Origin of the sequence: Streptomyces sp. NPDC052109 (genome assembly GCF_040680195.1) — a bacterium.
Taxonomy (GTDB): Bacteria; Actinomycetota; Actinomycetes; order Streptomycetales; family Streptomycetaceae; genus Streptomyces.
Genome location: NZ_JBFAWF010000001.1, coordinates 1,064,683 through 1,091,550 on the forward strand (window position 1 = coordinate 1,064,683; position 26,868 = coordinate 1,091,550).

Annotated in this window: 22 protein-coding genes; 13 read left to right on the forward strand and 9 right to left on the reverse strand. The window is 72.2% G+C overall.

From position 1 onward, the window contains the following. Positions 1–58: 58 nt before the first annotated feature. The 3 genes from thiE (at position 59) to AB0L59_RS04875 (ending at position 2,788) form a co-directional block, all read left to right on the forward strand. Positions 59–706 carry a thiamine phosphate synthase gene (gene thiE, locus AB0L59_RS04865; protein ID WP_365579201.1) on the forward strand — a complete coding sequence of 216 codons (648 nt, stop codon included), beginning with the start codon at positions 59–61 and terminating at the stop codon, positions 704–706. A gap of 154 nt (positions 707–860) precedes the next feature. Continuing rightward, on the forward strand, positions 861–1,784 hold the full coding sequence (gene metF / locus AB0L59_RS04870; protein WP_365579203.1) for a methylenetetrahydrofolate reductase [NAD(P)H]: 924 nt from the start codon (positions 861–863) through the stop codon (positions 1,782–1,784). Positions 1,785–1,840: 56 nt separating this feature from the next. Beyond that, positions 1,841–2,788, forward strand: coding sequence for a hypothetical protein (locus AB0L59_RS04875; RefSeq protein WP_365579205.1), 948 nt, complete (start codon positions 1,841–1,843; stop codon positions 2,786–2,788). A gap of 15 nt (positions 2,789–2,803) precedes the next feature. On the opposite strand, the gene AB0L59_RS04880 is transcribed toward AB0L59_RS04875, so the two are convergent. The 5 genes from AB0L59_RS04880 to AB0L59_RS04900 all read right to left on the reverse strand — a co-directional run bounded on the left by AB0L59_RS04880 (position 2,804) and on the right by AB0L59_RS04900 (position 8,960). Next, positions 2,804–4,315, reverse strand: coding sequence for an NAD(P)/FAD-dependent oxidoreductase (locus tag AB0L59_RS04880; protein WP_365579207.1), 1,512 nt, complete (start codon positions 4,313–4,315; stop codon positions 2,804–2,806). Between the two features lie 47 nt (positions 4,316–4,362). Then, positions 4,363–4,965 carry a DUF4126 domain-containing protein gene (locus AB0L59_RS04885; protein WP_365579209.1) on the reverse strand — a complete coding sequence of 201 codons (603 nt, stop codon included), beginning with the start codon at positions 4,963–4,965 and terminating at the stop codon, positions 4,363–4,365. A 378-nt stretch (positions 4,966–5,343) separates the two neighbouring features. Then, positions 5,344–5,973 carry a TetR/AcrR family transcriptional regulator gene (locus tag AB0L59_RS04890; protein WP_365579211.1) on the reverse strand — a complete coding sequence of 210 codons (630 nt, stop codon included), beginning with the start codon at positions 5,971–5,973 and terminating at the stop codon, positions 5,344–5,346. Positions 5,974–6,019: 46 nt separating this feature from the next. Beyond that, on the reverse strand, positions 6,020–8,104 hold the full coding sequence (locus AB0L59_RS04895; protein WP_365579213.1) for a YhgE/Pip domain-containing protein: 2,085 nt from the start codon (positions 8,102–8,104) through the stop codon (positions 6,020–6,022). Then, positions 8,091–8,960, reverse strand: coding sequence for an ATP-binding cassette domain-containing protein (locus tag AB0L59_RS04900; protein ID WP_365579215.1), 870 nt, complete (start codon positions 8,958–8,960; stop codon positions 8,091–8,093). Before AB0L59_RS04900 ends, AB0L59_RS04895 begins: the two co-directional genes overlap by 14 nt. Before the next feature lie 166 nt (positions 8,961–9,126). Between AB0L59_RS04900 and AB0L59_RS04905 the strand changes: the two genes are divergently transcribed. The 3 genes from AB0L59_RS04905 to AB0L59_RS04915 all read left to right on the forward strand — a co-directional run bounded on the left by AB0L59_RS04905 (position 9,127) and on the right by AB0L59_RS04915 (position 11,369). Continuing rightward, entirely contained in the window at positions 9,127–9,690 is a 564-nt protein-coding gene (locus tag AB0L59_RS04905) for an SAV_6107 family HEPN domain-containing protein (protein WP_365579217.1), read from the forward strand. A gap of 247 nt (positions 9,691–9,937) precedes the next feature. Beyond that, positions 9,938–10,708 carry a methyltransferase gene (locus tag AB0L59_RS04910; RefSeq protein WP_365579219.1) on the forward strand — a complete coding sequence of 257 codons (771 nt, stop codon included), beginning with the start codon at positions 9,938–9,940 and terminating at the stop codon, positions 10,706–10,708. Positions 10,709–10,985: 277 nt separating this feature from the next. Further along, on the forward strand, positions 10,986–11,369 hold the full coding sequence (locus AB0L59_RS04915; RefSeq protein WP_365579221.1) for a DUF3040 domain-containing protein: 384 nt from the start codon (positions 10,986–10,988) through the stop codon (positions 11,367–11,369). Positions 11,370–11,460: 91 nt separating this feature from the next. On the opposite strand, the gene AB0L59_RS04920 is transcribed toward AB0L59_RS04915, so the two are convergent. From AB0L59_RS04920 to AB0L59_RS04935, 4 genes are all read right to left on the reverse strand, one after another. Then, positions 11,461–13,842: a DUF3488 and transglutaminase-like domain-containing protein gene (locus AB0L59_RS04920; protein ID WP_365579223.1), complete on the reverse strand. Its 2,382-nt coding sequence runs from the start codon at positions 13,840–13,842 to the stop codon at positions 11,461–11,463. Then, the gene (locus AB0L59_RS04925) at positions 13,839–15,200 is read right to left on the reverse strand and encodes a DUF58 domain-containing protein (protein WP_365579225.1); all 1,362 of its coding nucleotides are present in this window, start codon (positions 15,198–15,200) and stop codon (positions 13,839–13,841) included. The genes AB0L59_RS04920 and AB0L59_RS04925 overlap by 4 nt, the downstream gene beginning before the upstream one ends. Beyond that, positions 15,200–16,240 carry a MoxR family ATPase gene (locus AB0L59_RS04930; RefSeq protein WP_365579227.1) on the reverse strand — a complete coding sequence of 347 codons (1,041 nt, stop codon included), beginning with the start codon at positions 16,238–16,240 and terminating at the stop codon, positions 15,200–15,202. The genes AB0L59_RS04925 and AB0L59_RS04930 overlap by 1 nt, the downstream gene beginning before the upstream one ends. 246 nt (positions 16,241–16,486) lie before the next feature. Beyond that, positions 16,487–17,035 carry a carbonic anhydrase gene (locus tag AB0L59_RS04935; protein WP_365579229.1) on the reverse strand — a complete coding sequence of 183 codons (549 nt, stop codon included), beginning with the start codon at positions 17,033–17,035 and terminating at the stop codon, positions 16,487–16,489. A gap of 439 nt (positions 17,036–17,474) precedes the next feature. On the opposite strand from AB0L59_RS04935, the gene rsmH reads away from it, so the two are divergent. The 7 genes from rsmH to murD all read left to right on the forward strand — a co-directional run bounded on the left by rsmH (position 17,475) and on the right by murD (position 26,823). Beyond that, positions 17,475–18,431, forward strand: coding sequence for a 16S rRNA (cytosine(1402)-N(4))-methyltransferase RsmH (gene rsmH, locus AB0L59_RS04940; protein WP_365579231.1), 957 nt, complete (start codon positions 17,475–17,477; stop codon positions 18,429–18,431). Between the two features lie 162 nt (positions 18,432–18,593). Continuing rightward, positions 18,594–19,226: a septum formation initiator family protein gene (locus AB0L59_RS04945; RefSeq protein ID WP_365579233.1), complete on the forward strand. Its 633-nt coding sequence runs from the start codon at positions 18,594–18,596 to the stop codon at positions 19,224–19,226. A 5-nt stretch (positions 19,227–19,231) separates the two neighbouring features. Further along, positions 19,232–21,196: a penicillin-binding protein 2 gene (locus AB0L59_RS04950; RefSeq protein WP_365579235.1), complete on the forward strand. Its 1,965-nt coding sequence runs from the start codon at positions 19,232–19,234 to the stop codon at positions 21,194–21,196. 48 nt (positions 21,197–21,244) lie between these two features. Beyond that, on the forward strand, positions 21,245–22,900 hold the full coding sequence (locus AB0L59_RS04955; RefSeq protein ID WP_365579237.1) for a UDP-N-acetylmuramoyl-L-alanyl-D-glutamate--2,6-diaminopimelate ligase: 1,656 nt from the start codon (positions 21,245–21,247) through the stop codon (positions 22,898–22,900). A 28-nt stretch (positions 22,901–22,928) separates the two neighbouring features. Further along, the gene (gene murF, locus AB0L59_RS04960; RefSeq protein WP_365579239.1) at positions 22,929–24,335 is read left to right on the forward strand and encodes a UDP-N-acetylmuramoyl-tripeptide--D-alanyl-D-alanine ligase; all 1,407 of its coding nucleotides are present in this window, start codon (positions 22,929–22,931) and stop codon (positions 24,333–24,335) included. Further along, complete coding sequence (gene mraY / locus AB0L59_RS04965; RefSeq protein WP_365579241.1) at positions 24,332–25,405, forward strand: phospho-N-acetylmuramoyl-pentapeptide-transferase; 1,074 nt, start codon at positions 24,332–24,334, stop codon at positions 25,403–25,405. Before murF ends, mraY begins: the two co-directional genes overlap by 4 nt. Next, positions 25,387–26,823: a UDP-N-acetylmuramoyl-L-alanine--D-glutamate ligase gene (gene murD, locus AB0L59_RS04970; RefSeq protein WP_365579243.1), complete on the forward strand. Its 1,437-nt coding sequence runs from the start codon at positions 25,387–25,389 to the stop codon at positions 26,821–26,823. The genes mraY and murD overlap by 19 nt, the downstream gene beginning before the upstream one ends. The last annotated feature ends 45 nt before the right edge of the window (positions 26,824–26,868 follow it).

Consider the following 26,868-nt stretch of genomic DNA (forward strand, 5'->3'; position numbering starts at 1 on the left):
CGTGGCCCGTACGCCACCCGTGAACGCCACCAGGGACACCGAGCAGGGGGACCCACGTATGTCCGACACCGCACGCGCCGCGCTCGCGGACGCCCGGCTGTACCTGTGCACGGACGCGCGCACGCGCCAGGGCGACCTTCCCGAGTTCCTGGACGCGGTCCTGGCCGGCGGTGTCGACGTCGTTCAGCTGCGCGACAAGGGCATGGAGGCCGCCGAGGAGCTAGCCCACCTGGAGGTCTTCGCGGACGCCTGCGCCCGGCACGGCAGGCTCCTCGCGGTGAACGACCGCGCGGACGTCGCCCACGCCGCCCGCGCCGACGTGCTGCATCTGGGCCAGGGCGACCTGCCGGTTCCCGCCGCCCGCGCCGTCCTCGGCGCGGACGTGCTGATCGGCCGCTCCACGCACGCCGAGGCCGAGGCCGCCGCGGCCGCCGTGCAGGAGGGCGTGGACTACTTCTGCACCGGCCCCTGCTGGCCCACCCCCACCAAGCCGGGCCGGTACGCGCCCGGCCTGGATCTGGTGCGGTACACGGCCGGTCTGGGCACCGACCGCCCCTGGTTCGCCATCGGCGGCATCGACCTCGCCAACCTCGACCGGGTGCTGGACGCGGGCGCCCGCCGGGTGGTCGTCGTCCGTGCGATCACCGAGGCCGAGGACCCGGGAGCGGCCGCCGCGGAGTTCGCGAAGCGGCTGCGGCAGGTCTGACGGCGGTTCGTCGTGCGGCCTCGTCCGAGCGGTCGGCGAGATCCTGGTCGGCCCTGTCCGGATTTCTGTCCAAGGGATGGACAGGAGGTCGACAATTCGGGCAAATTTCCGGCGTCCGGTTGGGGTACCGCCTCACCCTGGCTAACCTGCCCGTATGGCCCTCGGAACCCCCTCCACCAGGACTGATCGCGCACGCACCGTGCGTGACATCCTCGCCACCGGCAAGACCACGTACTCGTTCGAGTTCTCGGCGCCGAAGACCCCCAAGGGCGAGCGGAACCTGTGGAGCGCGCTCCGGCGGGTCGAGGCGGTCGCGCCCGACTTCGTCTCCGTGACCTACGGCGCCGGCGGCTCCACCCGCGCCGGCACGGTCAAGGAGACCCAGCAGATCGTCGCCGACACCACGCTCACCCCGGTCGCCCACCTCACCGCGGTCGACCACTCCGTCGCCGAGCTGCGGAACATCATCGGCCAGTACGCCGACGCCGGGATCCGCAACATGCTCGCCGTCCGCGGCGACCCGCCCGGCGACCCGATGGGCGCATGGGTCCCGCACCCCCGGGGCCTGACCTACGCCGCCGAACTCGTCCGGCTCATCAAGGAGTCGGGCGACTTCTGCGTGGGCGTCGCCGCGTTCCCCGAGATGCACCCCCGTTCCACGGACTGGGACGCGGACGTCTCCCACTTCGTGGACAAGTGTCGTGCCGGCGCCGACTACGCCATCACACAGATGTTCTTCCAGCCGGAGTCGTATCTCCGGCTGCGCGATCGCGTGGCGGCCGCGGGCTGTGACACTCCCGTGATCCCCGAGGTCCTGCCGGTCACCAGCGTGAAGATGCTGGAACGGTTGCCCAAACTCTCCAATGCGGTCTTCCCGGACGCCCTGAAAGAGCGGATCCTCACAGCGAAGGACGATCCGGCGGCGGTACGCTCCATCGGTATCGACTTCGCCACGGAGTTCTGCGCTCGGCTGCTCGCCGAGGGAGTGCCCGGACTGCACTTCATCACGCTCAACAACTCCACGGCGACCCTGGAAATCTACGAGAACCTGGGCCTGCACCACCCCCCGCAGGCCTAGACCGGCCGCACCGCGATACGACACACTGCGTAGCGGTCACTGGGAGAGGGGCGTACATGGGCTGGACGGTCCTCTACATCGCGTTCGGCGTCGTCGCACTGTGGTTGCTGGGCGAGGTGCTGCTGCAGTACAAGGCGCGCCTGCGCTGGCGGCTGCTCGCGTTCACCGGATTCCTCGGAGTCGTGGTCGGCGTACTGGCACACTCCGTGATCGTGATCGGCGTCGGCGCCATCGCCTTCGCGGTCGGCCAGACCTATGTCACGCTGTCGTTCCGTCGCGGCTTCGCCGCCGGCTGGGCGGTCAAGCGGCCCGAGGCCGGGGCCGAGACCGCGGGCGGCAGCAAGCGCCGCCGCGGCAGGGCGGACCGGCACGACCCCGAGCCGGACGTCGTGGACCCGGAGCACGACGGTACCGCCGACGACGTGGACGCCGGCCAGGCCGTCTACGAGCAGGGCCACGGCGACTACGACGACTACGACCACGACGACGTCTTCACCCCGGCCCGCCCGGCCGATCCGACCGGCGCCGAGACCACCGCCGTCTACGAGCCGCAGCCCATGCCCGAGGACACCGGCTCCTACGGCGTCTACGGGGACACCGCCGCCCACGCGGGGGCGGCCCAGCACCAGGGCACCGGTGAGCAGGCCTACGCCTACGACTACTCGGGCTACGGCCAGCAGGGCTACGGCTACGACGCCGGTGGCCAGCAGGGCTACGCCAACTACTCCGACCCCTACATCGGCAGCCAGTCCTACGGCGGCGCCGGCTACGACACCGGCTACGCCGGGCAGCAGTACGGCCAGCAGGGCTACGCCCAGGACCCGTACGCCGGCGGCTACGGCGAGACCCCGGCGAGCGGGGTGTGGGTGCCGCAGCAGCGCACCGACGAGACCTACGGCGGGGAACTCCCGCAGGAGCAGCCCTACCCGTACCAGGACCAGGGCCTCGGCCACGCCCACCAGCCGCAGCCCGGCACCGGATACGACGAGCAGTACCGCTTCTGAGGGCTGGGCACCAGCTCACCGGGAGCCGCGGAAGTCCGGTCCCTCCACGATCAGCCCCGCCACCAGCGCGCCCGACATGCCCGCGTGCGGCAGTCCGCCGCCGGGATGCGCCCAGCCGCCGACCCGGTACAGCCCCGGCAGCCGCGTGGTGTTGGCCGGGTGCAGGAAGCGGCCCTGACCGGCGGCGAGGGCGGGGGCGGGCACCGCGCCGAGGAAGGCGCCCGTCTCGTCGGCGGTGTGCTCGGGAGTGCGCACCTCGTGCCACAGGATGCGCTCCCGCAGCCCCGGTGTGGCGGCCTCGGCGGCCTGCAGGAGATGGTCCGTGTACCGCCGGATCGTGCCCCCCTGGTGCCAGTCGGCGTCGGTCGGCACCACCGCGGACAGCACCACGGACTCGTGCGCGTCGTCGGGTCTGAGCGCCGGGTCGTCGGGGCGCAGCACGGTCACCGTGGGACGCGGCGGCCGGTCCCCGCCCGCAGAGGCGAGAAAGTCCAGCTCGGACTCCGGGGCCCCGGGATGCACGACCGTGCGGTGCGCGGCCCCGGCCTCGCGCCCGCCGCGCAGGGCCAGCAGCACGCTGAACCGCCCCGGCCGGGGCGTGACCGGATCGGCCCGTACGTCGCCGTCCTCGTCCAGCGGATGCTCCGTCAGCGCCTTCAGCCGCGCCGGGTCCACGTCCGCCACGACATGGTCCGCCTCGGCGACCTCGCCGTCTCTCAGCTCCACGCCCGCCGCCCGGCCGTCCTTCTCCAGGACCCGGGTGACCTCCGCGCCGAAGACGAACTCGACCCGCCGCTGCAAGCACCGCTCGTACACCGCGCGCGCCAACTCCCGGACGCCACCGCGCACATACCAGGTGCCGAAGGCGTGCTCCATGTAGGGCAGCACGGCTGCGCTCGCCGGTGCCGTCCGCGGATCGAGACCGTGGGCGAGCGCGGAACTGTCCAGCAGGGCCGCGAGGCGCTCGTCGCGCAGCTCCCAGCGGCCGATCTCGGACAGCGTGCTCGCCCGCCGCGTGCGCAGCAGCCGCTTGTGCGGGACCGCCGGATACGGCTCCTTCTCCGAGAGCACCTGCCAGCTGGGCCACAGCGGCTCCTCCAGCAGCGGCCGGCGGGTGCGGTCCCAGGCCTCGCGGGCCCGCACCAGGAAATCGCCCCAGCGCTCGCCCGCGCCCGCACCCAGTGCCTCGTCCAGCGCCGCGACCACACCCGCGCGCGAGGCGTTCGGCAGCGACACCGCCGTGCCGTCCGCGAAGACGTGCCGCGCGGCCGGGTCGACCTGGACCAGCTCGACGCGGTCCTCCAGCGGCTCCTTGCCGGTCTTGACGAACAGATCGCGGTACACCGCGGGGAGCGTCAGCAGTCCCGGGCCGGTGTCGAAGGCGAACCCGTCCCGCTCGAAGCGGCGCATCGCACCGCCGTACGTGTCCGTACGCTCGTACACCACCACCCGGTGGCCCGCGACGGCCAGCCGGGCGGCGGCCGCCATCGCGCCCATCCCGGCGCCGATCACCGCAATCCGTGCCATGCCTGCGACTTTATCGACCGCCACTGACAATCCGGTCCGCGGGCGGCTCAGGGTGCCCGCGAGGCCAGGCGGCGCTCCTCGCGGCGCTGCGCCCGGCGGCGCAGGAAGCGCCGGATGCGGGAGATCAGGAAGACCAGCACGACCAGCCCGGTGACCAGCAGGACGGCCGCGATGACCGCCGCCGCCTCCGGGTGGAACATCGCGAACGAGACGATCGCGCCCACCCCGAGGTCCTCGGCGAGGCTCAGCACGAAGTTGCTGAACGGCTCCGGCGAGGTGTTCACCGCCATCCGCGTGCCGGCCTTCACCGTATGGCTGGCCAGCGCCGTCGAGCCGCCGACCAGACCGGCCGCCACGTCCGACAGCGATCCGCTGTGCCCGGCGAGCAGCGCGCCCACCCAGGCGCCCGCGAGCGGCCGGACCACCGTGTGCACGGAGTCCCACATCGAGTCGACGTACGGGACCTTGTCGGCCACCGCCTCACACAGGAAGAGCACACCGGCGACGATCAGCACCTCGGGGCGCTGCAGCGTCTGCGGGACGTCGTCGCTCACTCCCGTCAGGCCGAACAGCCCGAGCAGCAGCACCACCGCGTAGGCGTTGATGCCGCTGGCCCAGCCGCTCGTGAAGACCAGGGGGAGTACGGACACGGACGCGATCGTAGCCAGAGCGCGGTCCGCAGGTGTGGGCACGCGCGCGGGTGGCTGAGTATCCGTACCTAGGTGGCGAGATGAGTACCCGCGCGGATGGGCCGCGACCTCGGTGAACGGAAGAGTGGAGGCACGGCAAGGGGGCGCGGCCCGGCACCGCCGACACGGGGCGGCGGAACGGCGCCCGCCACCTGGCCGCTCCTTCCGCCGACGCGTCGGCGGAAGCGAGACGGGGGACCCGGGGACGACCACCCACGGGACACCGCAGGGGGAGAACCGCAAGGGGGAACACGGGGGAACGGTAAGGCGCCGGTCCGGCAGCGGACCGGCGCCTTTCTCACGTCCCCGGCCTCTCGGTTCCCGGATGTCCCCGGCCGCTCAGCCCAAGCCGCTGACCCGGCCCTGCAGCAGCCGGGACAGGGCGGCGTGGACATCGTCCAGGGAGCGCTCCGGCTGGAAGGACTTCCAGTCCAGCGCGGCCACCAGGACCATGCCGACCAGCGCGGCCGCCGACAGCTGGACATCGATCTCGTCGCTGAACTCGCCGGCCGCCACGCCCTCGCGCAGTACCCCCTCGACCACCGCCACGGCCTCCTGCCGGACCACCATCAGCGTGGACTGCCAGGCCCGGTTGGTGCGCCACAGCTCGGCCACGTACAGCTGGGTGAAGGCCGGGTAGCGGTCGATGAAGACCAGGCCGGCACGGATCATCGCGTCCAGCGCGTCCACCTTGCTGCCGCCCGCCCGCGCGGTCTGCTCCGCCGCCTCCTTCAGCGAGGCGGTGAGCAGGCCCACCCCGTGCCGCAGCAGCTCCTCGAAGAGGACCGACTTGCTCGCGAAGTTGTAGTAGACCGTGCCCTTCGCGACTCCGGCCCGCTCGGCGATCTCGTCCACCGTGGTCGCGGAGAAGCCCTGTTCGGCGATGAGTGTGACGGCCGCTTCGTAGAGCTTCTGCCGGGTGGCCTCGCGGCGCGTGCTGCCGCCGGACCTGGCGCTGCTGCTTTCCATGGCCCCGATTCTCACAGGTACGCGCGTGTGCGGTGGCCCTCGGGGATCACAGACTCAGCTCCGGGTGCAGCCGGTCCAGCGTCCACACCTGGCGGCGCCGGGCCGCGAGGGCGGTCAGCGCCAGCGCGCCCGCCGTGAACGCGGCGAGCACTCCGCACGCCTGCCAGACCGGGCCGAGCCCGCCACCGGTGATGAGCCGGCGCAGCGCCTCCACGATGTAGCTCATCGGCAGGAACGGATGGATCCGGTTGAAGAAGCCGGGGCTGGTCTGCACGGGGTACGTGCCGCCCGCCGAGGTCAGCTGGAGCATCAGCAACGCGAGCACCAGGATCCGGCCCGCAGCGCCGAAGCGGGCGTTCAGCCACTGCACGATCGCCGCGAAGCACGCGGTGACCAGGCACAGGAAGCCGATCGTGCCGGCCGCGCGCAGCATCTGCAGACCGATCGCCCAGTGCAGTACGGCCATCAGGGCGGCCACTTGGAGGACGCCCACGGCGACCACGGGCAGCCAGCCGGCGAACGCGATCCGCCAGGCCGGCGAACCGGCCGCCAGGGCACGCCGGTTGAGCGGCGTGATCAGCATGTAGGCGACCATCGCGCCGACCCACAGCGACAGCGGGATGAAGTACGGGGCGAAGCCGGTGCCGTAGTTGGGCGCCTTGTGCAGGTCGTGGGAGGCCAGCTGGACCGGGTCGGCCATCACGCCGGTGCGCTGGTCGCGGTCCTTCTTGTCGTAGTCGGGGATCTTCTTCGCGCCGTCGTGCAGTCCGCCGGCGAGCCTGCCGGAGCCGTCGGACAGCTTGTAGAGCCCGCCGTTGAGGGTCTGGGCGCCCGACGCGGCGGTGCCGATGCCCTTGTCCAGCGTGGTCGCGCCGCTCTGGGCGGTGCCCAGCCCGGTGTGCAGCTTCTCGGCGCCGGCGGCGACCTTCTGTGCGCCGTCGTTCAGCTTGTTGATCTTCTTGACGGCGTCGTCGACGTCCTCGTACAGGTGCGGTGCGCGCCGCTCCAGGGCCGTGGCCTGGTTCTGGAGGGTGCCGAGGTTGTCCCGCATCGTCTTCAGGTCGCCGTCCTGGTCGGCGATCAGCGTGTTGAGGTCGTCGGCGACGGTGGCCACCTCGGCGGCGGCCGTCCTGGCCCGTTTCAGATCCGGGCAGACCGGGTCGGGGACGGCCACGGTCTCGCAGTGCGTCTTGTAGACATCGGCCAGGACGTCGGCGTTGAGGTGGGCGGCCCTGGCGGCGCCCGGGGCGAGCTTCACCAGGACGTCGAGGTTGTCCTTGACGGTCCTGGCCGAGTCGGCGACCAGCCGCGCGGTGTCCCCGATGGTCTTCTCGTTGCCCTTCAGGAAGGGGCCGGCCTGGTCGTAGACGCCGTTGACCTTGTCGGCGAGCGCCTCGGTGCCGTCGGCGACCTGCCGGGAGCCGTCCTGGAGGTCACCGGCTCCGGTGTCGAGCTTCGTCAGGCCCTTGACCAGCCTGCCGCTGCCGTTCTGGGCGTCCCTCAGGCCGTCCGCGAGGTCCTTCGAGCCCTGTTCGGCCTTCCCGATGCCGGTGTTCAACCGGTCTGCGCCCTGGGCGGCCGTGACCGTCTTGTCATGGATGTCCGAGAACGAGACGAAGATCTTGTCCAGGAAGGTGCGGGAGGCCTTGGTGGAGGCGGCGGAGCGGACCTCGTTGAAGACGGTGCGGGAGATCTGGCCCACGATGTAGTTGTTCGCGTCGTTGGTGCGCACCTGAAGGGCGCCGGTCTCCGGGGAGGCGCCGGAGCTGGAGGCGATCCGCCGGCTCAGGTCGGACGGAATGGTCAGCGACAGGTAGTACGTGCCGTCCTCGACGCCCCTGCGGGCCTCCTCGTCGCTCACCTCGTGCCATGCGAAGGTCCGGCTGTCGCGCAGACCGTCCACGATGTCGTCACCGGCGGTGACCTTCTTCCCGCCCGCCGTGGCGCCCTTGTCGTCGTTGACCAGGGCCACCGGGATGCGGTCCAGGCGGCCGTACGGGTCCCAGAAGGACCACAGGTACAGGGCGCCGTAGAGCAGCGGCAGCACCAGCAGCGCCACCAGGGCGGCGCGGGGCAGCCGCCCGCGCCCGAAGCGCCTCAGTTCTAGCGCGGCCAGCCTAGGCGAGCGCATCGGCGTCCTCCTTCGGGCCGCTCTTCGCGTCGCCGTTCCCGTCCTCGCGCAGGACGCCCTCCGCTTCGGTGTCCTCCTCGGTGCTCGAGCCGGCCTGGGCGCCGGCGGCCTTCTCGCCGCCCGCCCCGGCACCCCGCACGTTGCCCGTGCCAGTGTCCGTCTCCGACTCCTTCGGCCCGGTCCACACGACGACGCAGTCGCCGGGGGCGGTGCGGCAGACGACCGCGACCGTCGTCCCCGCGCGCGTGAGTGAGCGCAACTGGTTCCACAGTTCGGCGCGCTCGGCGTCCGAGAGCTTCGTGTCGAGGTCGTCGACGCCGAGCAGTCCGGGCCTGCCGAGCAGGGCCAGGGCGATGGACAGGCGCAACTCCTGCGGCCGTTCCAGGTCACGGACGGCCGTCCGGGAGCCCTTGGGCAGCGTCTCCGGATTCAGTCCGGCGGCGGCCAGGGCCGCGTCGATCCGCAGCCGCGCCTCGTGCAGCCGCTGGGCGCGGGGGCGCAGCAGGTCACGCAGGGAGTCGCCGAAACGGCTCTGCAGCAGGGCGCGTTCACGCAGATGCTCGCCGACCGTCAGGGCCGGCTCCAGATCGGTCACGCCGGCCACGTTGGCCACCGCGCTGACGCGGCGCAACCGCGCCATGTGCCGGGGGAGTTTGAAGCCGCCGACGGTGGCCACTCCCTCGGTGGGCTTCATCCGTCCCGTGAGCGCGAGCAGCAGACTGGTACGGCCGGAGCCGGACGGTCCCTCGATCGCGATGAGTGAGCCGGGTTCCGCCTGGAGCGTGATGCCTCGGAAGGCCCACCCCCGCGGCCCCTTGAGCCCGAGGCCCTCGGCCCTGACGTCCACGCCGTCCACAAGCCCCCCTGCCTGGTCGCAGTTTTTGAACTGACTGGTCAGTGCAAAAATACGCCCGAACCTACGATCGAGGCAAAACGCCAGGTCAGAACGGATTGTCAGTGCCATACCTCACGATGGGCACATACGGCACCCGTGCCGTCACCCAGACGACAGGAGGTTCGTCATGGCCAACCCGTCCGCAGCCGCCGCCCGTCGGCGCCGCGCCACCGGCCCTGCCCCCTCACTGACCGGCCCGGCGAGCGATGTGCACCCCGTGCTCCGCCGGGCCACGGCCCCGCCCGCCGCCCTCGACCTGCTCGCCCAGGCCCGCGCCGGACTGGAGGAGGCCGCCGTCCTGGACACGCCGAACGAGTGCTATGCGACGGCCCACCTCGCCGCCCTGCGCACCGCCGCCGCAGTGCTCGCCGCCCGGGGCCGCCCAGAGACCTCCCCGCGCCGTCGCGCGCGGATCCGCAGCGCCTGGGAGGTGCTGCCGGAGATAGCCCCCGAACTGACCGAGTGGAGCGCGCTGTTCGCATCCGGCGCCGCCCGCCGTGCCCGCGCCGAGGCCGGCATCCAGGGCGCGGCGAGTCGCCGGGACGCCGACGACCTGATGCGGGACGCGGCGATGTTCCTGCGCATCGTCGAGCGGATGCTCGTCCTCCAGCCGGTCCTGCCGCAGCCCCGCCAGGACCCCGGGGAGCCGGAGGGTCCCGGAGTGCGCGGCGACCTCCCGGACGCGGGCTGACCACCGGCCGGAGAGACACGGGGGGCGCCCCGGCGTCGAGAGCGCGGGCGCGCGCACGCCCGAAGCGCTGGACACGGACGGGCTCTCGGCACCGGCGGACGGACCCCCGGGGGGCGAACGACCCACCACGGCCGTCCGCCGTGCGGGACGCGTCGGGCCGTACCCGCCTCCGGTGACCAGGCGGGCACGAGAGGCAATAGGGTGGAGGCGCCTGAAGCCTTCCAGCCCTGCCGAGGAGTCAACTGCCGTGTCGGACCCGAGCCGCCCTCGCTCCTCCCTTCGTACCGCCGTGGTCTGGGATGTCCTCCAGGACGCCCTCGAGCGCCGGGCCAAGGCCACGGGACGGGAGTCGCTGGACGTCCTCGACACCGGAGGCGGCAGCGGCAACTTCGCCGTGCCCCTCGCCCGGCTCGGGCACCGCGTCACCGTCGTCGACCCCAGCCCCAACGCGCTGTTCGCGCTGGAGCGTCGGGCCGCCGAGGCCGGCGTGGCCGACCGGGTCCGCGGCGTCCAGGGCGATGCGCACGGCCTGTTCGACGTGGTGGAGCGCGGTGGCTACGACGCCGTGCTGTGCCACGGCGTCCTGGAGTACGTGGACGACCCCGCCGAGGGCCTGCGCAACGCCGTGGCCGCCCTGCGCTCCGAGGGGGTGCTCAGCCTGCTCGCCGCCGGCCTCGGCGGCGCCGTACTGGCACGCGCCCTCGCCGGCCACTTCACGGAGGCCCGTCAGGCACTCCAGGACCCCGACGGCCGCTGGGGCACCGGTGACCCGATGCCGCGCCGGTTCACCGCCGAGCAGCTCACCGCGCTGGTCGAGGCCGCGGGCCTCGAGGTCGGCGCCGTGCACGGCGTGCGGGTCTTCGCCGACCTCGTCCCCGGCGTCCTCGTGGACACCGAGCCCGGCGCCCTCGACGCGCTTCTCAAGCTGGAGGCCGCCGCCGCCGAGCTGCCCGCGTTCCACTCGGTCGCCACGCAGCTGCATGTGCTCGGTGAGACGTCGGGCCCCGGCGAGGCCTGAGCGCACCGCCGTGACCCGCCGCTGATCAGGGCCTTGGCAGCGGATGGAGTACGCCACAAGACCCCCGATCGTGGGGTTTGCGCCGTATGATCGAGGTACACCACCCGGCATGACGGGTCGGCCGCCGGGGAATGGAAGCCTCAGCGAGCCGGGACGGCCATGACGGATTCCGGTTGGCCAATTGGCGTAGAGGGGCGGGTTTCACGGGGGCGATTCCCTGCCTATCCTGAAGGGACCCCCCGGGTCGCCCCGGCGACTGCACGATGAGGAGGACTCCGTGCCGCTCTCGGAGCACGAGCAGCGCATGCTCGAGCAGATGGAGCGAGCGCTGTACGCCGAAGATCCCAAGTTCGCGTCAGCGCTTGAGGGAAGCGGGCTGCGTACGTACACCCGGCGGCGGGTCTACCAGGCGGTCGCAGGCTTCCTCGTAGGTATCGCGCTCCTCATGGCCGGAATGGTCGCGCAGCTGATCTGGGTCAGCGTGGTGGGTTTCCTCGTCATGCTGGGCTGTGCCGTACTCGCCGTCACCGGCTGGCGCAAAGCGCCGAAGCCGGGTGAGCAGCCCGCGGGCGCCGTCCGCCGCCAGGTGCGGCCGAAGCGCTCCATGATGGACCGGATCGAGGAGCGCTGGCAGCGCCGCCGGGACGAACACGGCCAGTAGTCCGGTGCTTTCCGCGGACGCCGACAGGCACCGTGTGACAGACCAGGTGTGAGGGGCGACCACCGACGGTGGTCGCCCCTCACACGCGTGCTCAGCCCTGCTGTTCCGACGGCCGACGCAGGGTCGGCCGTGCCGCCGCCCGGGCCTTGAGCGCCGTCCAGCGCGCCGACACCGCCCACAGCACCCGCACCGAGGAGCGGGGCAGGAACAGTGCCCGCAGCCGCGTGCCGGTGTTCACCGTGCCGCGCAGTCCCTCGATCACCCGGCGCACGTCCCCCGCCGTACCCGCCGCCGGACGCGGCCGGGGCGCGTACAGCACCTGCTCCACCGCGTCCGCGACCCGGTGCACCGCGGCACCGGTCGCCGCATCCAGCCGCCCGAGCTCGACGATCCGGGCCGCCGCTCTGCGCGGTGTCAGCGACTCGTCCGGAGGGACGCCGTGGTCCCAGGCGCTGTCCGTCAGCTCCTGCCAGGCCGCCAGGGTGTGCGCGGCGGCGCCCTGCTCGGTCCGGGCGTGCCCGCCCAGCCGTACCGACCGCACCCGCATCCGCCACAGCAGCGGCGACAGCGGAACCGCCAGGACGGCCAGCGCGGCCAGGCCGATCAGCAGATACCACCCCGGCCCCGTGCCGCCGCCCCCGCCGTGCGGGGCCGCCGCGGCGGACGCGGTGTCGCAGCCCTGGAGCTTGACCAGCTCGGGCGTGCAGCTCTGACTCGGGGAGGCCGCCGCCGAGGGCGCCGTGGACGACTGGTGCGACGGCAGGTCCTGGTCCGGCAGCGAGGTGCCCGGCGTGTCCGAGACGGTGTACGACGGCGTGGTGCCGCGGGTGGGGGTCGGCTCGAAGCGGGTCCAGCCGACGCCCTGGAAGTACAGCTCGGGCCAGGCGTGGGCGTCCTTCTGGTTCACCGCGACCGTCCCGTCGGGCTGGGGTGTGCCGGGGGCGAAGCCCACCGCCACCCGGGCCGGAATACCGAGGGTGCGGGCCATGGCCGCCATGGCGAAGGAGAAGTGGACGCAGAAGCCCTGCTTCTCCTTCAGGAAGTTCGCGATGGCGTTCGGACCCCGGCCGACCTCCACCTGGGTGTCGTACTGGAAGCCGCCGGAGACGGCGAAGTAGTCCTGGAGCTTGACGGCCTCCTCGTAGGGGTTGCGCGCGCCCGCCGTGATCTCCTTGGCGGTCTTCGCCACCACCTTCGGCAGCGAGGACGGCACCTTCGTGTACTCGCGCTTCAGGACCGCCGGGGGCTCCGGCGCGGTGGACAACTGCGCGGCCGTCGGCTGCACGTCCAGGGTGGTCACCTGGTAGGTCTCGCCACGCGTGGTCTGGCCGTGGTCGCCGACCAGGGTCATGCCGACCGGCTCGTAGCGCCAGCGGCCGGCGACTTTCACCCCGCTCGGCGGGTACGGCATCGGCAGCCAGTCCTGGGCGTACCAGTCCGACGCCGTGACCGTGGTCGTCACCGTGCTCCGCTTGACGTCGCCGTCGAGACCGATGGGCGTGGGAAACGTGTCCGGCACGCCGACGATGCGCCGCTGGGCCGGTTTCCAGGTGGTGCCGTCGAAGTCGTCCAGGGAGACTATGCGCAGATACAGGTCCGAGATGTCGGTCGTGCTGGTCTTCAGGGACAGCACCTGGCGGTCGTCACTCGTGTTCAGACTGTCGCGCAGGGACACCAGCGGGTTGACCGCGGAGATCGTGCCCCCGTCGCCGTTGCCCGCTCCCACGCCCGCGCCGGCGGCGTCCAGCAGGCCTCCCTGCATCGCGGGCAGGACGAGGGGCACCACCAGGGCCGCGCCGAGCGCGACCGCGCCGATGCGGCGTCCGGTGCGCACCGGGGCCACCGCTCCGGCCTCCGGAGAGCCCGGGGAACGGGCAGCGCCGCCGAAGACCCGGCCCCACTGCGCCAGCCGGTCCCGTCCCTCGGCGAGCAGCAGCATCAGATAACCGGCCGCCGCCACCAGGAACCACAGCCAGTCGGCCCCGCCGTCGGACAGCCCGGCCGCCACCGAGTACAGCGCGAGCAGTGGCAGCCCGGCCGGGGCCGCGCTGCGGAAGGTCACCGCGAGCGTGTCCACCAGCAGGCCGATCACCAGTACGCCGCCGATCAGCATCAGCTTGATGCCGTCGGTGAGCGGCGCCGGTATCGCGTACTCGCTGACGTCGTTGGAGCCCTGCTGGAGCAGGTCGGCGAGGTACCGGAAGGTCCCCGGGCCGGGGATCAGGCCGATGATCGCGTGCTCCCGCGCGAAGACCAGGGTCAGCATCATCAGGGTGACCAGCGCCTGCGCCGCCACGGTCAGCGGCCGGCCCAGCGGCACCCGGCGGGCCGCCGCGCCCACCCCGGTCTGCACGGCCACCAGCGGGACCAGCTGCAGCAGCCAGGTCGGCTCCGCGACCAGGGGCAGCAGCGCGCAGGAGGCCATCAGCGTGGCCGCGGCCGCGCACAGCGCCAGGCGTGCCCGCCCGCTCATCGCATCGCCTCCCCACTCACCGCGGCCAGGCCCGAGCGCTCCCGGTCGGCCTGCTGCCACAGCGCGTTCAGCGCGGCGCCGCGCGGCACGCTCAGCGCCGTCCAGCCCGCCTCGCGCAGCATGCGCAGCCGCTCGGCGTGCGGGTCGCCCGGCCGCGGTACGTCGGTCGCCTCCCGCACCCAGGTGTCCGGGTCCAGCACGAAGGCGACGGCACCGCCGCTGCGCCGGCTCATCTTGGCGACCGACGCGGCCTGCTCCTCCTCCAGGTCGCCCAGGAAGGCCACCAGCAGCCCCTCGTTGCCGCCGCGCAGCACCTCGTACGCCCGGGACAGGCCTGCGCCGTCGGAGTGGTCGATCACCGCCAGGGTGTCCATCATCAGCCCGGCCGCCTCCGCCGTCTCCTGCCCGCTGCCCGCGAACCCGTCGGCGCCCTCGCCGGGCACCACGCTGCCGCTGTCGGTCAACAGCCGTACCGAGAAGCCGCGTTCGAGCATGTGCAACAGCACCGAGGCGGCACCGGAGACGGCCCACTCGAAGGCCGAGTCGGGGCCCGCGCCCTCGTAGGCGCCGCCCCGGGTGTCCAGCAGGACGGTGCATCTCGAGCGCCGGGGCTGCTCCTCGCGCCGCACCATCAGCTCGCCGTAGCGCGCGGTGGACCGCCAGTGCACCCGGCGCAGGTCGTCGCCGTAGCGGTAGCCGCGCGGGATCACGTCGTCCTCGCCCGCCAGGGCCAGCGAGCGCTGCCGGCCGTCGCCGTACCCCTTGGCCTCGCCGCTGAAGCGGACCGGCGAGAGCGCCTCCACGCGCGGGATGACGGTCAGGGTGTCGTACGACGAGAAGGAGCGGGTCAGTTCGCACATCCCGAAGGGGTCCGTCAGCCGCAGCTGCAGTGGGCCCAGCGGGTAGCGGCCGCGCAGGTCGGAGCGGACCCGGTAGGACACCTCGCGGCGGCCGCCCGGCTCCACCCGGTCCAGCACGAACCGGGGGCGCGGCCCGAGGACGTACGGCACCCGGTCCTGGAGCATCAGCAGGCCGGTGGGCAGCCGGGAGACGTTGTCCATCCGCAGGTGCACGCGGGCCTCGCTGCCGGCGGGCACGCGCGCGGGGGCGAGCCGGCGGGTGCCGGCCACCCGGTACCGCGTGCGGTACACGACCGTCGCGCAGATCAGGGGCAGCGCGGCCAGCAGCAGGCCGACGCGCAGCAGATCGCTCTGGCCCAGGACGTACGCGCAGATCGCGGCCGCGATCCCGGCCGCCAGGAAGGAGCGGCCACGGGTCGTCAGACCCGCCAGGGCCGTACGGACGCCCCCCGCCTCCCCGCGGTCGGCCTCCGACTGACCGGTCCCCCCGGCGCTCATCACAGACTCCGCGGGGGCTGCTGGGGATACGCCGGGACGTTCCGGCCGAGGCCGTCGAAGCCGCTGTGCCGGCCCGGCGCAGCGGGCACCCGGGTGTGCTGGAGGATCTCCTGCACGACCTGTTCGGCCGTACGGCGGTTCAGCTGGGCCTGGGCGGTGGGCAGCAGACGGTGCGCGAGGACGGCGACGGCGAGCGCCTGGACGTCGTCCGGCAGCGCGAACTCCCGGCCGGCCAGGGCCGCTGACGCCTTCGCCGCGCGCAGCAGATGCAGCGTCGCGCGCGGGGAGGCGCCGAGTCTGAGATCGGGGTGGGTGCGCGTGGCCGCCACCAGCTCCACCGCGTACCGCCGGACCGGCTCGGCGACGTGCACCCCGCGCACGGCATCGATCAGCTTCACGATCTCGTGCGCGTGCGCCACCGGCTGCAGGTCCTCCAGCGGGCTGGCACCGCCGTGGATGTCCAGCATCTGCAGCTCGGCCTCCACGCTCGGATAGCCGACGGAGACGCGGGCCATGAAGCGGTCGCGCTGGGCCTCGGGCAGCGGGTAGGTGCCCTCCATCTCGACCGGGTTCTGCGTGGCCACCACCATGAAGGGGCTGGGCAGTTCGTACGTCTGCCCGTCGATCGTGACCTGCCGCTCCTCCATGGACTCCAGCAGCGCCGACTGGGTCTTGGGCGAGGCGCGGTTGATCTCGTCGCCGATCACGATCTGCGCGAAGATGGCGCCCGGCTTGAACTCGAAGTCCCGGCGCTGCTGGTCCCAGATGGACACGCCGGTGATGTCCGAGGGCAGCAGGTCGGGCGTGAACTGGATGCGCCGCACCGAACAGTCGATGGACCGCGCCAGCGCCTTGGCCAGCATCGTCTTGCCCACTCCGGGCACGTCCTCGATCAGCAGGTGGCCCTCGGCGAGCAGCACGGTCAGCGCGAGCCGAACGACCTCGGGCTTGCCCTCGATCACGCCCTCCACCGAACCGCGCACCCGCTCCAGTGTGGCGGTCAGATCAGTGAGGCTCGCTCGATCGTCATAGGTCGTCACCCGGCCCTCCTCGGCCCGTACTTTCCGGGCCGACGCTGCTTGCGAAACCGGCCCACCCCGAAACACGGACACCGCGCGGGAAAAGTTCCGCGCGACGCCACACCCCGCATTCTTGCCGCCGTTACCGATTCGTGTCACTCGCCTGTGGACAACTGCCCGCACGATGTCGGTGTTACGACTTTTTCGACCCCGTTTTCGACACGGGGTCGGCGGGATGTTTTCGGGGTGGCCGGCCGGTGTGCCGGGTCAGGCCGGGTCCACCTCGCGCAGCAGACCGGTGCGCACGTCGAAGACGAAACCGCGCACGTCGTCGGTGTGCAGCAGGAACGGCGAGGTGCGCACGCGCTGCATGGACTGGCGCACGTCCTGGTCGACGTCCCGGAAGGCCTCCACCGCCCAGGCCGGCCGCTGGCCGACCTCCATCTCCAGGTCGTGCCGGAAGTCCTCGGTGATGGCCTCCATGCCGCAGCCCGTGTGGTGGATGAGTACGACGCTGCGGGTGCCGAGCGCCCGCTGGCTGATGGTCAGGGAGCGGATCACGTCGTCGGTGACGACACCGCCCGCGTTGCGGATGGTGTGACAGTCGCCGAGCTGCAGGCCGAGCGCCTTGTGCAGGTCGAGGCGGGCGTCCATGCAGGCCACGACCGCGACCTGGAGAACGGGTCGGGCGTCCATGCCTGGGTCGGCGAACTCGGCGGCGTACCGCTGGTTTGCCTCCACCAGGCGGTCCGTCACGGTGCCGGCGGTCGTTATGGCGCCTTCGGATCCAGTGGGAACTGCTGCGGAAGTCGTCATACCCATGACGTTACTGGTCACGCCCGGTCCTGGCCCGCCGTGAGACAGGACAAAGAACGCCATCGAGGCTTGTTGTGAGCCAACCCACAGGAGGGCAAACCTGCTCCGGACGGGTGAATACCGTCGAATCGACGGGTGAATACCGTCGAATCGTGGCTCCCGCCGCGATGCGGTAGGCGACGCGCAGGCCGGTTGATTGACCGCGAGACAGGGTGCACTAAAGTGACGCGAAGCGGGAGACGTGGCTCTCCCTGCTGGTGAAACCCCCGGAGACCCCGGTTCGTCCCGGACCGTCTCCCCACGTGCGCGGCGCGTACGTACGGCTCGGCCTCCTCCCGCTCCCGGTCCGGCTGACGCTTCCGGCGCCGGCAGCCCGACCCTTTGCGAGCTGGCGGGGACCCGGCGGTGCGTGCGGCCCGCCGGAAGATGAGAGGCCCCCTTGAGCCAGAGTCGACACGTCCCGGTGATGCTCCAGCGGTGCCTGGACCTGCTGGCACCCGCCCTGGAGCGCCCGGGAGCGGTGGTCGTCGACTGCACGCTCGGCCTCGGCGGACACAGCGAGGCGCTGCTGACCCGGTTCCCCGAGGCGCGGCTGATCGCCCTCGACCGGGACAAGGAGGCGCTGCGCCTGTCCGGTGAGCGGCTGGCGCCCTACGGTGAGCGCGCCACCCTCGTGCACGCCGTCTACGACGAGCTGCCCGAGGTCCTGCAAAGGCTCCGCCTCGCGCGCGTGCAGGGCGTTCTGTTCGACCTCGGGGTCTCCTCCATGCAGCTGGACGAGGCCGACCGCGGCTTCGCCTACGCCCAGGACGCGCCCCTGGACATGCGTATGGACCAGACGGCCGGCATCAGCGCAGCCGAGGTCCTCAACACCTATCCGGCGGGCGAACTCGTGCGGATCCTGCGCGCGTACGGCGAGGAGAAGCAGGCGAAGCGGATCGTGGCCGCGATCGTGCGCGAGCGCGAGAAGGAGCCGTTCAGCAACAGTGCCCGGCTCGTGGAGCTGATCCGGGACGCCCTCCCGCAGGCCGCCAAGCGCACCGGCGGCAATCCCGCCAAGCGCACGTTCCAGGCCCTGCGCATCGAGGTCAACGGTGAACTGTCCGTGCTGGAGCGGGCGATCCCGGCCGCGGTGAAGGCCCTCGACGTCGGCGGGCGCATCGCCGTGCTGTCGTACCACTCGCTCGAGGACCGTCTGGTCAAGCAGGTGTTCGCCGCCGGTGCCGCGTCCACCGCGCCGCCCGGGCTGCCGGTCGTGCCCGAGCGGTACCAGCCGCGGCTCAAGCTGCTCACCCGGGGTGCCGAACTTCCCACCGAGGAGGAGGTCGCCGAGAACCGCCGGGCCGCACCGGCCAGGCTGCGAGGCGCCGAGCGCATCAGGGAGGACGCCGAGTGAGCGAGACGGGTCGGTTGGATTCCCGAACGCACAGGGGAACCGGCGAGGATTCCCGGACACACCGGGGGACCATGAGGACTCCGGAACTCACCGGGGGCCCCGAGGGGGCTTCCGAACTCGCCGGGGGTGCCCGCAGCACCCCCGTGACCAGCCGGGGGAGTCGTGAGTAGGAAACCCGAACTGAGGGGGCGGGCCGCGCGGCTCGCCCGGCTCTTCCCGGCGGGCCGCGCGCGAGCCGCCCGCACCCCGTTCGTGCTCCTGGTCGTGCTCCTCCTCGGCGGCGGCCTCATCGGGCTGCTGGTGCTGAACTCGGCGCTCAGCGAAGGCTCGTTCAAACTCGCCGACCTGCAGAAGCGGACGAAGAACCTCACCGACGAGGAACAGGCCCTCCAGCGGGACATCGACGGCTACTCGTCCCCCGACGCCCTGCAACGCCGCGCCCAGGAACTCGGCATGGTCCCCGGCGGCGACCCGGCCTTCCTCGGCTCCGACGGCAGGATCAAGGGCATCCCGGGCGCCGCCGCGCCCGAGTCCGCCGCCCTCACCGCCCCGGCCGCCCCCGGCGCCCTGTCCCCGGCCGCCACCCCCGCCACGACCCCGGCACCGGGCGCACCCACCCCCCCGGCCTCGGGGACACCCGCCACCCCGGCCTCCGGCCCGCCCTCCGCCCCGGCCACGCCCTCCGCCCCCACACCGGCCCAGGGCCAGCCCCAGGCCACCCCCGCCGTCGTCCCCGAAGGGGCCGTCCCCCCGCCCCCCGCCCTCCTCCAGCCCACCCCGACCCCCGGCAGGTGACGGAAGTGTCCGACAGGGAACCGCCGCGCCGACGTGTGCCCGGGCCTGCCAAGCCGCCGCGGCCCCGGAGTGCTGCCGTGCGGCGGCAGCCGGGGCCCGGTGCGCGTCCGGTCCGGCGGCCGAGTGCGCGGCCGCCGGTCCAGCGTCCGCTGCGGCTCGGCAGCCCACGGCCCCGGCTGCGCATGGTCAGTCTCACCCTGACCCTGGTGCTGCTCGCCTTCGTCGTACGGCTGCTCCAGGTGCAGGCCGTCGACGCCAGCGCGTACGCCGCGCGGGCCGAGCAGAACCGGTACGTCGTGCACACGCTGACCGCGGAGCGCGGTGGGATCACCGACCGCAACGGCGTGGCCCTCGCCATCAGCGAGGACGCGTACGACATCACGGCCGATCCGACCATGTTCAGCAGAAAACAGCTGAAAATCGACGACGGGCCCGAGCAGGCCGCCGCCCTCCTCGCGCCGATCCTCGGGCAGAACCAGGCCGCGATCGTGCAGAAGCTGCGGCCCAGGAACAAGAACTCGCGGTACGCCCGGCTCGCCACCCGGCAGACGCCGCAGGTCTGGAAGCAGATCAAGGACCTGAAGGCCGCGCTCGCCAAGAAGGCGGAGACGGACGACAACACCGTCAACGTGCTCGCCGGCGTCTTCGCCGACCCCAGCAGCCAGCGCGTGTATCCGAACGGCGCCCTCGCCGCCGGGATACTGGGCTGGGTCAACGCCGACGGCCAGGGCGCCGGCGGCGTCGAGCAGGAGCTGAACAAGCAGCTCACCGGGAAGGACGGCAAGATCCGCTACGCCCAGTCCGGCGGACGCGAGGTGCCCACGGCGGGATCCACGGAGACGCCCGCCGTCGCCGGCTCCGACGTCGAGCTGACCATCGACCGCGACATCCAGTGGGCCGCGCAGAACGCCATCACCGAACAGGTGAAGAAGTCCAAGGCGGACCGCGGTTACGTGATCGTCCAGGACACCCGCACCGGCCAGATCCTCGCCATGGCCAACTCGCCGGGCTTCGACCCGAACGACCTGTCCAAGGCGGACTCGGAGGCACTGGGCAACGCGGCCCTCCAGGACGCCTACGAGCCCGGCTCCACCGCCAAGGTGATGTCCATGGCGGCCGTGCTGGAGCAGAACGCCGCGACCCCGCTCACGCACGTCGTCGTACCCAACCGGCTGCACCGCGGCGACCGGCTCTTCTCGGACGACGTCGACCACGCCACCTGGTACCTCACGCTCAACGGCGTGCTCGCCAAGTCGAGCAACATCGGCACCATCCTGGCCACCGGCCAGCTCGGCAGGACCCAGCCCGAGGCCAACAAGGTCCTCTACTCGTACCTGCGCAGGTTCGGCATCGGCAGCTACACCGGGCTCGGCTTCCCCGGTGAGACCCCGGGCATCCTCGCGCCCTACCAGAAGTGGTCCACCTCGCAGCAGTACACGATTCCTTTCGGCCAGGGGTTCTCCCTCAACGCGATGCAGGCCGCCTCCGTGTACTCGACCATCGCCAACGGCGGGGTCCGCGTCGAGCCGACCCTGGTGCGCGGCACCAAGGGCGCCGACGGGCGCTTCACCCCCGCGCCCAAGCCCAAGCAGACGAGGGTCGTCAGCGAGAAGACCGCGAAGACCCTCGCCCAGATGCTGGAGTCCGTCGTGGACGACGAGCAGGGCACCGGCATCAAGGCCCGCATCCCCGGATACAACGTCGCGGGCAAGACCGGCACGGCCAACCGCGTGGATCCGGCCACCGGCAGGTACCGGGGGTACACCTCGTCCTTCGCCGGGTTCGCGCCCGCGGACAACCCCCGCATCACCGTCTACTGCGCCATCCAGAACGCCACCGCCGGCAGCTACTTCGGCGGTCAGATCTGCGGTCCCATCTACAAGCAGGTGATGGAGTTCGCCCTGAAGACCCTCCAGGTCCCGCCGACCGGTGCGCCGGCCGCGAACCTGCCCGTCGACTACAAGCCCTGACACGCCTCGACCAGCCCTGATCAGCACCGGAACACCAGGAACGAACCCGTGACAACGATCACCCCGGAACCCGGGAACCACGGCGCCCGCCGCCCCTCGCTTCGCTCCGGAGCGGGTACGCCCGGTACGCTCACCGCCGTGCCACACGCTGATCAGTCCCCTACCACCCAGAAGGGCGCTTCCGTGACATATCCGGGACCGCCGCGACCGGTTCAGGTCTCCGCCACACCCCTCGCGGAACTGGCCGATCAGCTGGGTGCCGCCGCTCCGGACGCCGCCGCCGAGGTCACGGGGATCACCCACGACTCGCGCGCCGTCCGCCCCGGCGACCTGTACGCCGCCCTCCCGGGCGCCCGTCTGCACGGTGCCGACTTCGTCACCCAGGCCGCCGGCCTCGGCGCGGTCGCCGTGCTCACCGACCCGACGGGCGCCGAACGCGCCGCCGCGACCGGACTGCCGGTCCTGGTCGTCGACGACCCGCGCGGGCGGATGGGCGAGCTGGCGGCGACGATCTACGGCCACCCCGGCCGTGACCTGCTCCAGATCGGCATCACCGGCACCTCCGGCAAGACCACCACCGCCTACCTCGTCGAGGGCGGCCTGCGGACGGCCAGGTCGACCGGCCTGGTCGGCACCGTCGAGATGCGCATCGGCGACGAGCGCATCAAGTCCGAACGCACCACCCCCGAGGCCACCGACCTCCAGGCGCTCTTCGCCGTGATGCGCGAGCGTGGCGTCGAGGCGGTCGCCATGGAGGTCTCCAGCCACGCCCTGGTCCTCGGCCGGGTCGACGGCTGTGTCTTCGACATCGCCGTGTTCACCAACCTCAGCCCGGAACACATGGAGTTCCACTCCGACATGGAGGACTACTTCCGGGCCAAGGCGCAGCTGTTCACGCCGGAACGCAGCAGACTCGGCGTGATCAACGCCGACGACGAGTACGGCCGCCGGCTCGCGAAGGAGGCCACGGTCCCCGTCGTCACCTTCTCCGCCGAGGGCCACCCGGACGCCGACTGGCGCGCCGAGGACGTCCAGGTCGGCCCGATGGACTCGACGTTCACCGTCGTGGGCCCGGACGGCGAGCGGATCCACGCCAGGTCGCCGATCGCCGGCCCCTTCAACGTGGCGAACACCCTCGCGGCCGTCGTCGCCCTCGCCGCCGCCGGTCTCGACCCGCAGACCGCCGCCGACGGCATCGCCGCCGTCCCGGGCGTCCCCGGCCGCCTGGAGCGCGTGGACGCCGGGCAGCCCTACCTCGCGGTCGTCGACTACGCCCACAAGACCGACGCCGTCGAGTCCGTGCTCAAGGCGCTGCGCAAGGTCACCAAGGGACGGCTGCACGTCGTCCTCGGCTGCGGCGGTGACCGCGACCGGACCAAGCGCGCCCCGATGGGCGCCGCCGCTGCCCGGCTCGCCGACACGGCCGTACTGACCTCCGACAACCCCCGCTCCGAGGATCCCCTCGCGATCCTCGCGACCATGCTCCAGGGTGCCGCCTCCGTGCCCGCGCACGAGCGCGGCGAGGTGCTCCTCTTCGAGGACCGGGCCGCCGCGATCGCCGCCGCCGTGGGCCGGGCCCAGTCCGGCGACACCGTGCTGGTCGCGGGCAAGGGCCACGAGCAGGGCCAGGACATCGCCGGCGTGGTCCGTCCCTTCGACGACCGCCAGGTGCTCCGCGAAGCCATCCAGAAGACCCAGGGATGAAAATCCAGAAGACCCAGGGGATGAACTTGTGATCGCCCTCTCCCTCGCCGAGATCGCAGCAGTCGTCGGCGGGCAGACGCACGACATACCGGATCCGTCCGTGCGGGTCACCGGACCGGTCGTCCGGGACTCCCGCGAGGTGGTGCCGGGCAGCCTGTTCGCCGCCTTCGCCGGCGAACGCGTGGACGGCCACGACTTCGCCTCGCAGGTCGTCGAGGCGGGTGCGGTCGCCGTACTGGCGTCGCGGCCCGTCGGCGTACCCGCGATCGTCGTCGAGGACGTCCAGACCGCCCTCGGCGCCCTCGCCCGGCACGTCGTACGCCGGCTCGGCGCGACCCTCGTCGCCCTGACCGGCTCGGCGGGCAAGACCAGCACCAAGGACCTGATCGCGCAGGTGCTCCGGCGCAAGGCGCCGACGGTGTTCACGCCGCAGTCCCTCAACAACGAGATCGGGCTGCCGCTCACCGCCCTCACCGCCACCGAGGAGACGCAGTTCCTCGTGCTGGAGATGGGCGCCCGGGGCATCGGGCACATCCGCTACCTCACCGGCCTCACCCCCCCGAAGATCGGCGTCGTCCTCAACGTCGGCACCGCCCACATCGGCGAGTTCGGCGGCCGCGCGCAGATCGCGCAGGCCAAGGGCGAGATCGTCGAAGGTCTTCCGGAGGACGGCGCCGCCGTCCTCAACGCCGACGACCCCCTGGTCCGGGCCATGGCCTCCCGTACCAAGGCGAAGGTGGTCCTTTTCGGAGAGTCGGCCGAAGCGGACGTACGCGCCGAGAACGTGCGACTCACGGACAGTGGACAGCCCGCCTTCAGACTTCACACACCCTCCGGTGCAAGCGATGTGACCATGCGCCTGTACGGTGAGCACCACGTGTCGAACGCGCTCGCCGCGGCCGCCGTCGCCCATGAGCTGGGCATGTCCGCGGAAGAGATCGCCACCGCGCTCTCCGAGGCGGGCACCCTCTCCCGCTGGCGGATGGAGGTCACCGAGCGCCCGGACGGCGTGACCATCGTCAACGACGCCTACAACGCCAACCCCGAGTCCATGCGGGCCGCCCTTCGGGCGCTCGCGGCCATGGGCAAGGGGCGCCGCACGTGGGCGGTGCTCGGCAAGATGGCCGAGCTGGGGGACGAGGCGCTCGCCGAGCACGACGCCGTCGGACGGCTCGCCGTCCGGCTCAACGTCAGCAAGCTCGTCGCCGTCGGGGGGATTGAGGCCTCCTGGCTGCAACTGGGCGCATATAACGAGGGTTCGTGGGGTGAGGAGTCGGTGCACGTGTCCGACGCACAGGCGGCGATCGACCTGTTGCGCAGCGAGTTGCGCCCGGGGGACGTCGTGCTCGTGAAGGCGTCCCGTTCGGTGGGTCTGGAGAGCGTTGCCCAGGCGCTCGTCGAGACCGGTGCCGAGGGCGAGGTTGCCGCCCGATGATGAAGCAGATCCTGTTCTCAGGAGTCATTGGCCTCTTCCTGACGCTGATCGGCACCCCGCTGCTGATCAAGCTCCTCGCCCGCAAGGGCTACGGCCAGTACATCCGTGACGACGGACCGCGCGAGCACGCCAGCAAGCGCGGTACGCCGACCATGGGCGGCATCGCCTTCATCCTGGCGACCATCGCCGCGTACTTCCTGAGCAAGCTCATCACCGGTTACCCGCCCACCTACTCCGGGCTCCTGGTCCTCGGCCTGATGTTCGGCATGGGCCTGGTCGGCTTCCTCGACGACTACATCAAGATCGTCAAGCGGCGTTCGCTGGGTCTGCGGGCCAAGGCGAAGATGGCCGGCCAGCTGATCGTCGGTATCTCCTTCGCCGTGCTGTCGCTGATGTTCTCCGACGCGCGCGGCAACACCCCGGCCTCCACCAAGCTGTCGTTCATCACCGACTTCGGCTGGACGATCGGCCCGGTGCTGTTCGTCGTGTGGGCGCTGTTCATGATCCTCGCGATGTCGAACGGCGTGAACCTCACCGACGGTCTGGACGGTCTGGCCACCGGCGCCTCCGTGCTGGTCTTCGGCGCCTACACGTTCATCGGCGTCTGGCAGTTCCAGGAGTCCTGCGCCAACGCGCAGACCCTGACGAACCCGGCCGCCTGCTACGAGGTGCGCGACCCGCTCGACCTCGCGGTGATCGCCTCCGCCCTGATGGGCGCCTGCCTGGGCTTCCTGTGGTGGAACACCTCACCGGCGAAGATCTTCATGGGCGACACCGGCTCGCTCGCCCTCGGCGGCGTCCTCACCGGTCTGGCCATCCTCTCCCGCACGGAGCTGCTGCTGGCCATCATGGGCGGCCTGTTCGTCCTCATCACCATGTCGGTCGTCATCCAGGTCGGCTCCTTCCGGCTGACCGGCAAGCGCGTCTTCCGGATGGCACCACTGCAGCACCACTTCGAACTCAAGGGCTGGTCCGAAGTCCTGGTCGTGGTGCGATTCTGGATTATCCAGGGCATCTGTGTGATCGTCGGACTGGGCCTCTTCTATGCAGGATGGGCAGCGGACAAGTGACCTCCACCTCGGAGCTCTTCGACTTCAAGGGCCGGCACGTCACCGTCGCCGGACTCGGCGTCTCCGGCGTCCCGGCGGCCAAGGTGCTGCACGCGCGCGGGGCGATCGTCACGGTCGTCAACGACGGCGACGACGCACGCGCGCGTGAGCAGGCCGCGGAACTGGAGGCGCTCGGGATCACCGTGCGTCTCGGTGACGGGGCCTCGCTGCCGGAGGGCACCGAGCTGATCGTCACCGCGCCCGGCTGGAAGCCGGACAAGCCGCTGTTCCAGGCGGCGGAGAAGGCCGGTGTGCCGGTCTGGGGCGACGTCGAGCTGGCCTGGCGCCTGCGCGGGCCCGACGCGGCCCCCTGGCTGGCCGTCACCGGAACCAACGGCAAGACCACGACCGTGCAGATGCTGGCCTCGATCCTGAAGGCCGCCGGCCTGCGCACCGCCGCCGTCGGCAACATCGGCGTCTCCCTGCTGGACGCGGTCCTCGGCGAGGAGCGGTACGACGTCCTCGCCGTCGAGCTGTCCAGCTACCAGCTGCACTGGGCGCCCTCGCTGCGCGCCCACTCCGCGGCCGTCCTCAACCTCGCCCCGGACCACCTCGACTGGCACGGCTCCATGGAGGCGTACGCCAGGGACAAGGGCCGTATCTACGAAGGCAATCGGGTCGCCTGCGTCTACAACGTCGAGGACAAGGCCACCGAGGACCTGGTCCGCGAGGCCGACGTCGAGGAGGGCTGCCGGGCCATCGGCTTCACCCTCGGCACCCCCGCGCCCTCCCAACTGGGCGTGGTGGACGGCATCCTGGTCGACCGTGCCTTCGTGGAGAACCGGCAGAAGAACGCGCAGGAACTCGCCGAGGTCTCCGACGTCAACCCGCCGGCCCCGCACAACATCGCCAACGCCCTTGCCGCGGCGGCCCTCGCGCGTGCCTTCGGGGTGCCCGCCAAGGCCGTTCGCGAGGGACTCAAGGCCTTCCGCCCCGACGCGCATCGCATCGCGCACGTCGCCGACATCGACGGGGTCGCTTACATCGACGACTCCAAGGCGACCAACACCCATGCCGCGGAAGCCTCGTTGGCGGCATATGAACCGATCGTATGGATTGCGGGCGGTCTGGCGAAGGGCGCGGTCTTCGACGAACTTGTCGCCAAGTCGGCGAAGCGACTGCGCGGTGCGGTCCTGATCGGCGCCGACCGGGCACTGATCCGCGACGCCCTCGCGCGACACGCCCCCGAGGTACCCGTGGTCGACCTCGACCGGACCGACACTGGGGCGATGCTCCAGGCGGTGACGGAAGCGAAGCGGCTCGCTCAGCCCGGCGACACGGTGCTGCTGGCCCCGGCCTGCGCCTCCATGGACATGTTCACCAACTACAACGAGCGTGGTGACGCGTTCGCGGCGGCGGTCCGCGAACTCGGAGCCTGACCCCGGCCGCCCGCCGGGCGGATCTTGGGAGGGACGCGTGGGACG

What these genes read in the sequence shown, in the direction of transcription:
- AB0L59_RS04935 (WP_365579229.1), bottom strand. Translation starts at nt 17,035, where the DNA reads ATGACGACTTCCGCAGCAGTTCCCACTGGATCCGAAGGCGCCATAACG.
- AB0L59_RS04895 (WP_365579213.1), bottom strand. Translation starts at nt 8,104, where the DNA reads ATGCGCTCGCCTAGGCTGGCCGCGCTAGAACTGAGGCGCTTCGGGCGC.
- AB0L59_RS04920 (WP_365579223.1), bottom strand. Translation starts at nt 13,842, where the DNA reads ATGAGCGGGCGGGCACGCCTGGCGCTGTGCGCGGCCGCGGCCACGCTG.
- thiE (WP_365579201.1), top strand. Translation starts at nt 59, where the DNA reads ATGTCCGACACCGCACGCGCCGCGCTCGCGGACGCCCGGCTGTACCTG.
- AB0L59_RS04890 (WP_365579211.1), bottom strand. Translation starts at nt 5,973, where the DNA reads ATGGAAAGCAGCAGCGCCAGGTCCGGCGGCAGCACGCGCCGCGAGGCC.
- AB0L59_RS04880 (WP_365579207.1), bottom strand. Translation starts at nt 4,315, where the DNA reads ATGGCACGGATTGCGGTGATCGGCGCCGGGATGGGCGCGATGGCGGCC.
- AB0L59_RS04905 (WP_365579217.1), top strand. Translation starts at nt 9,127, where the DNA reads ATGGCCAACCCGTCCGCAGCCGCCGCCCGTCGGCGCCGCGCCACCGGC.
- mraY (WP_365579241.1), top strand. Translation starts at nt 24,332, where the DNA reads ATGATGAAGCAGATCCTGTTCTCAGGAGTCATTGGCCTCTTCCTGACG.
- AB0L59_RS04925 (WP_365579225.1), bottom strand. Translation starts at nt 15,200, where the DNA reads ATGAGCGCCGGGGGGACCGGTCAGTCGGAGGCCGACCGCGGGGAGGCG.
- metF (WP_365579203.1), top strand. Translation starts at nt 861, where the DNA reads ATGGCCCTCGGAACCCCCTCCACCAGGACTGATCGCGCACGCACCGTG.
- murD (WP_365579243.1), top strand. Translation starts at nt 25,387, where the DNA reads ATGGGCAGCGGACAAGTGACCTCCACCTCGGAGCTCTTCGACTTCAAG.
- AB0L59_RS04875 (WP_365579205.1), top strand. Translation starts at nt 1,841, where the DNA reads ATGGGCTGGACGGTCCTCTACATCGCGTTCGGCGTCGTCGCACTGTGG.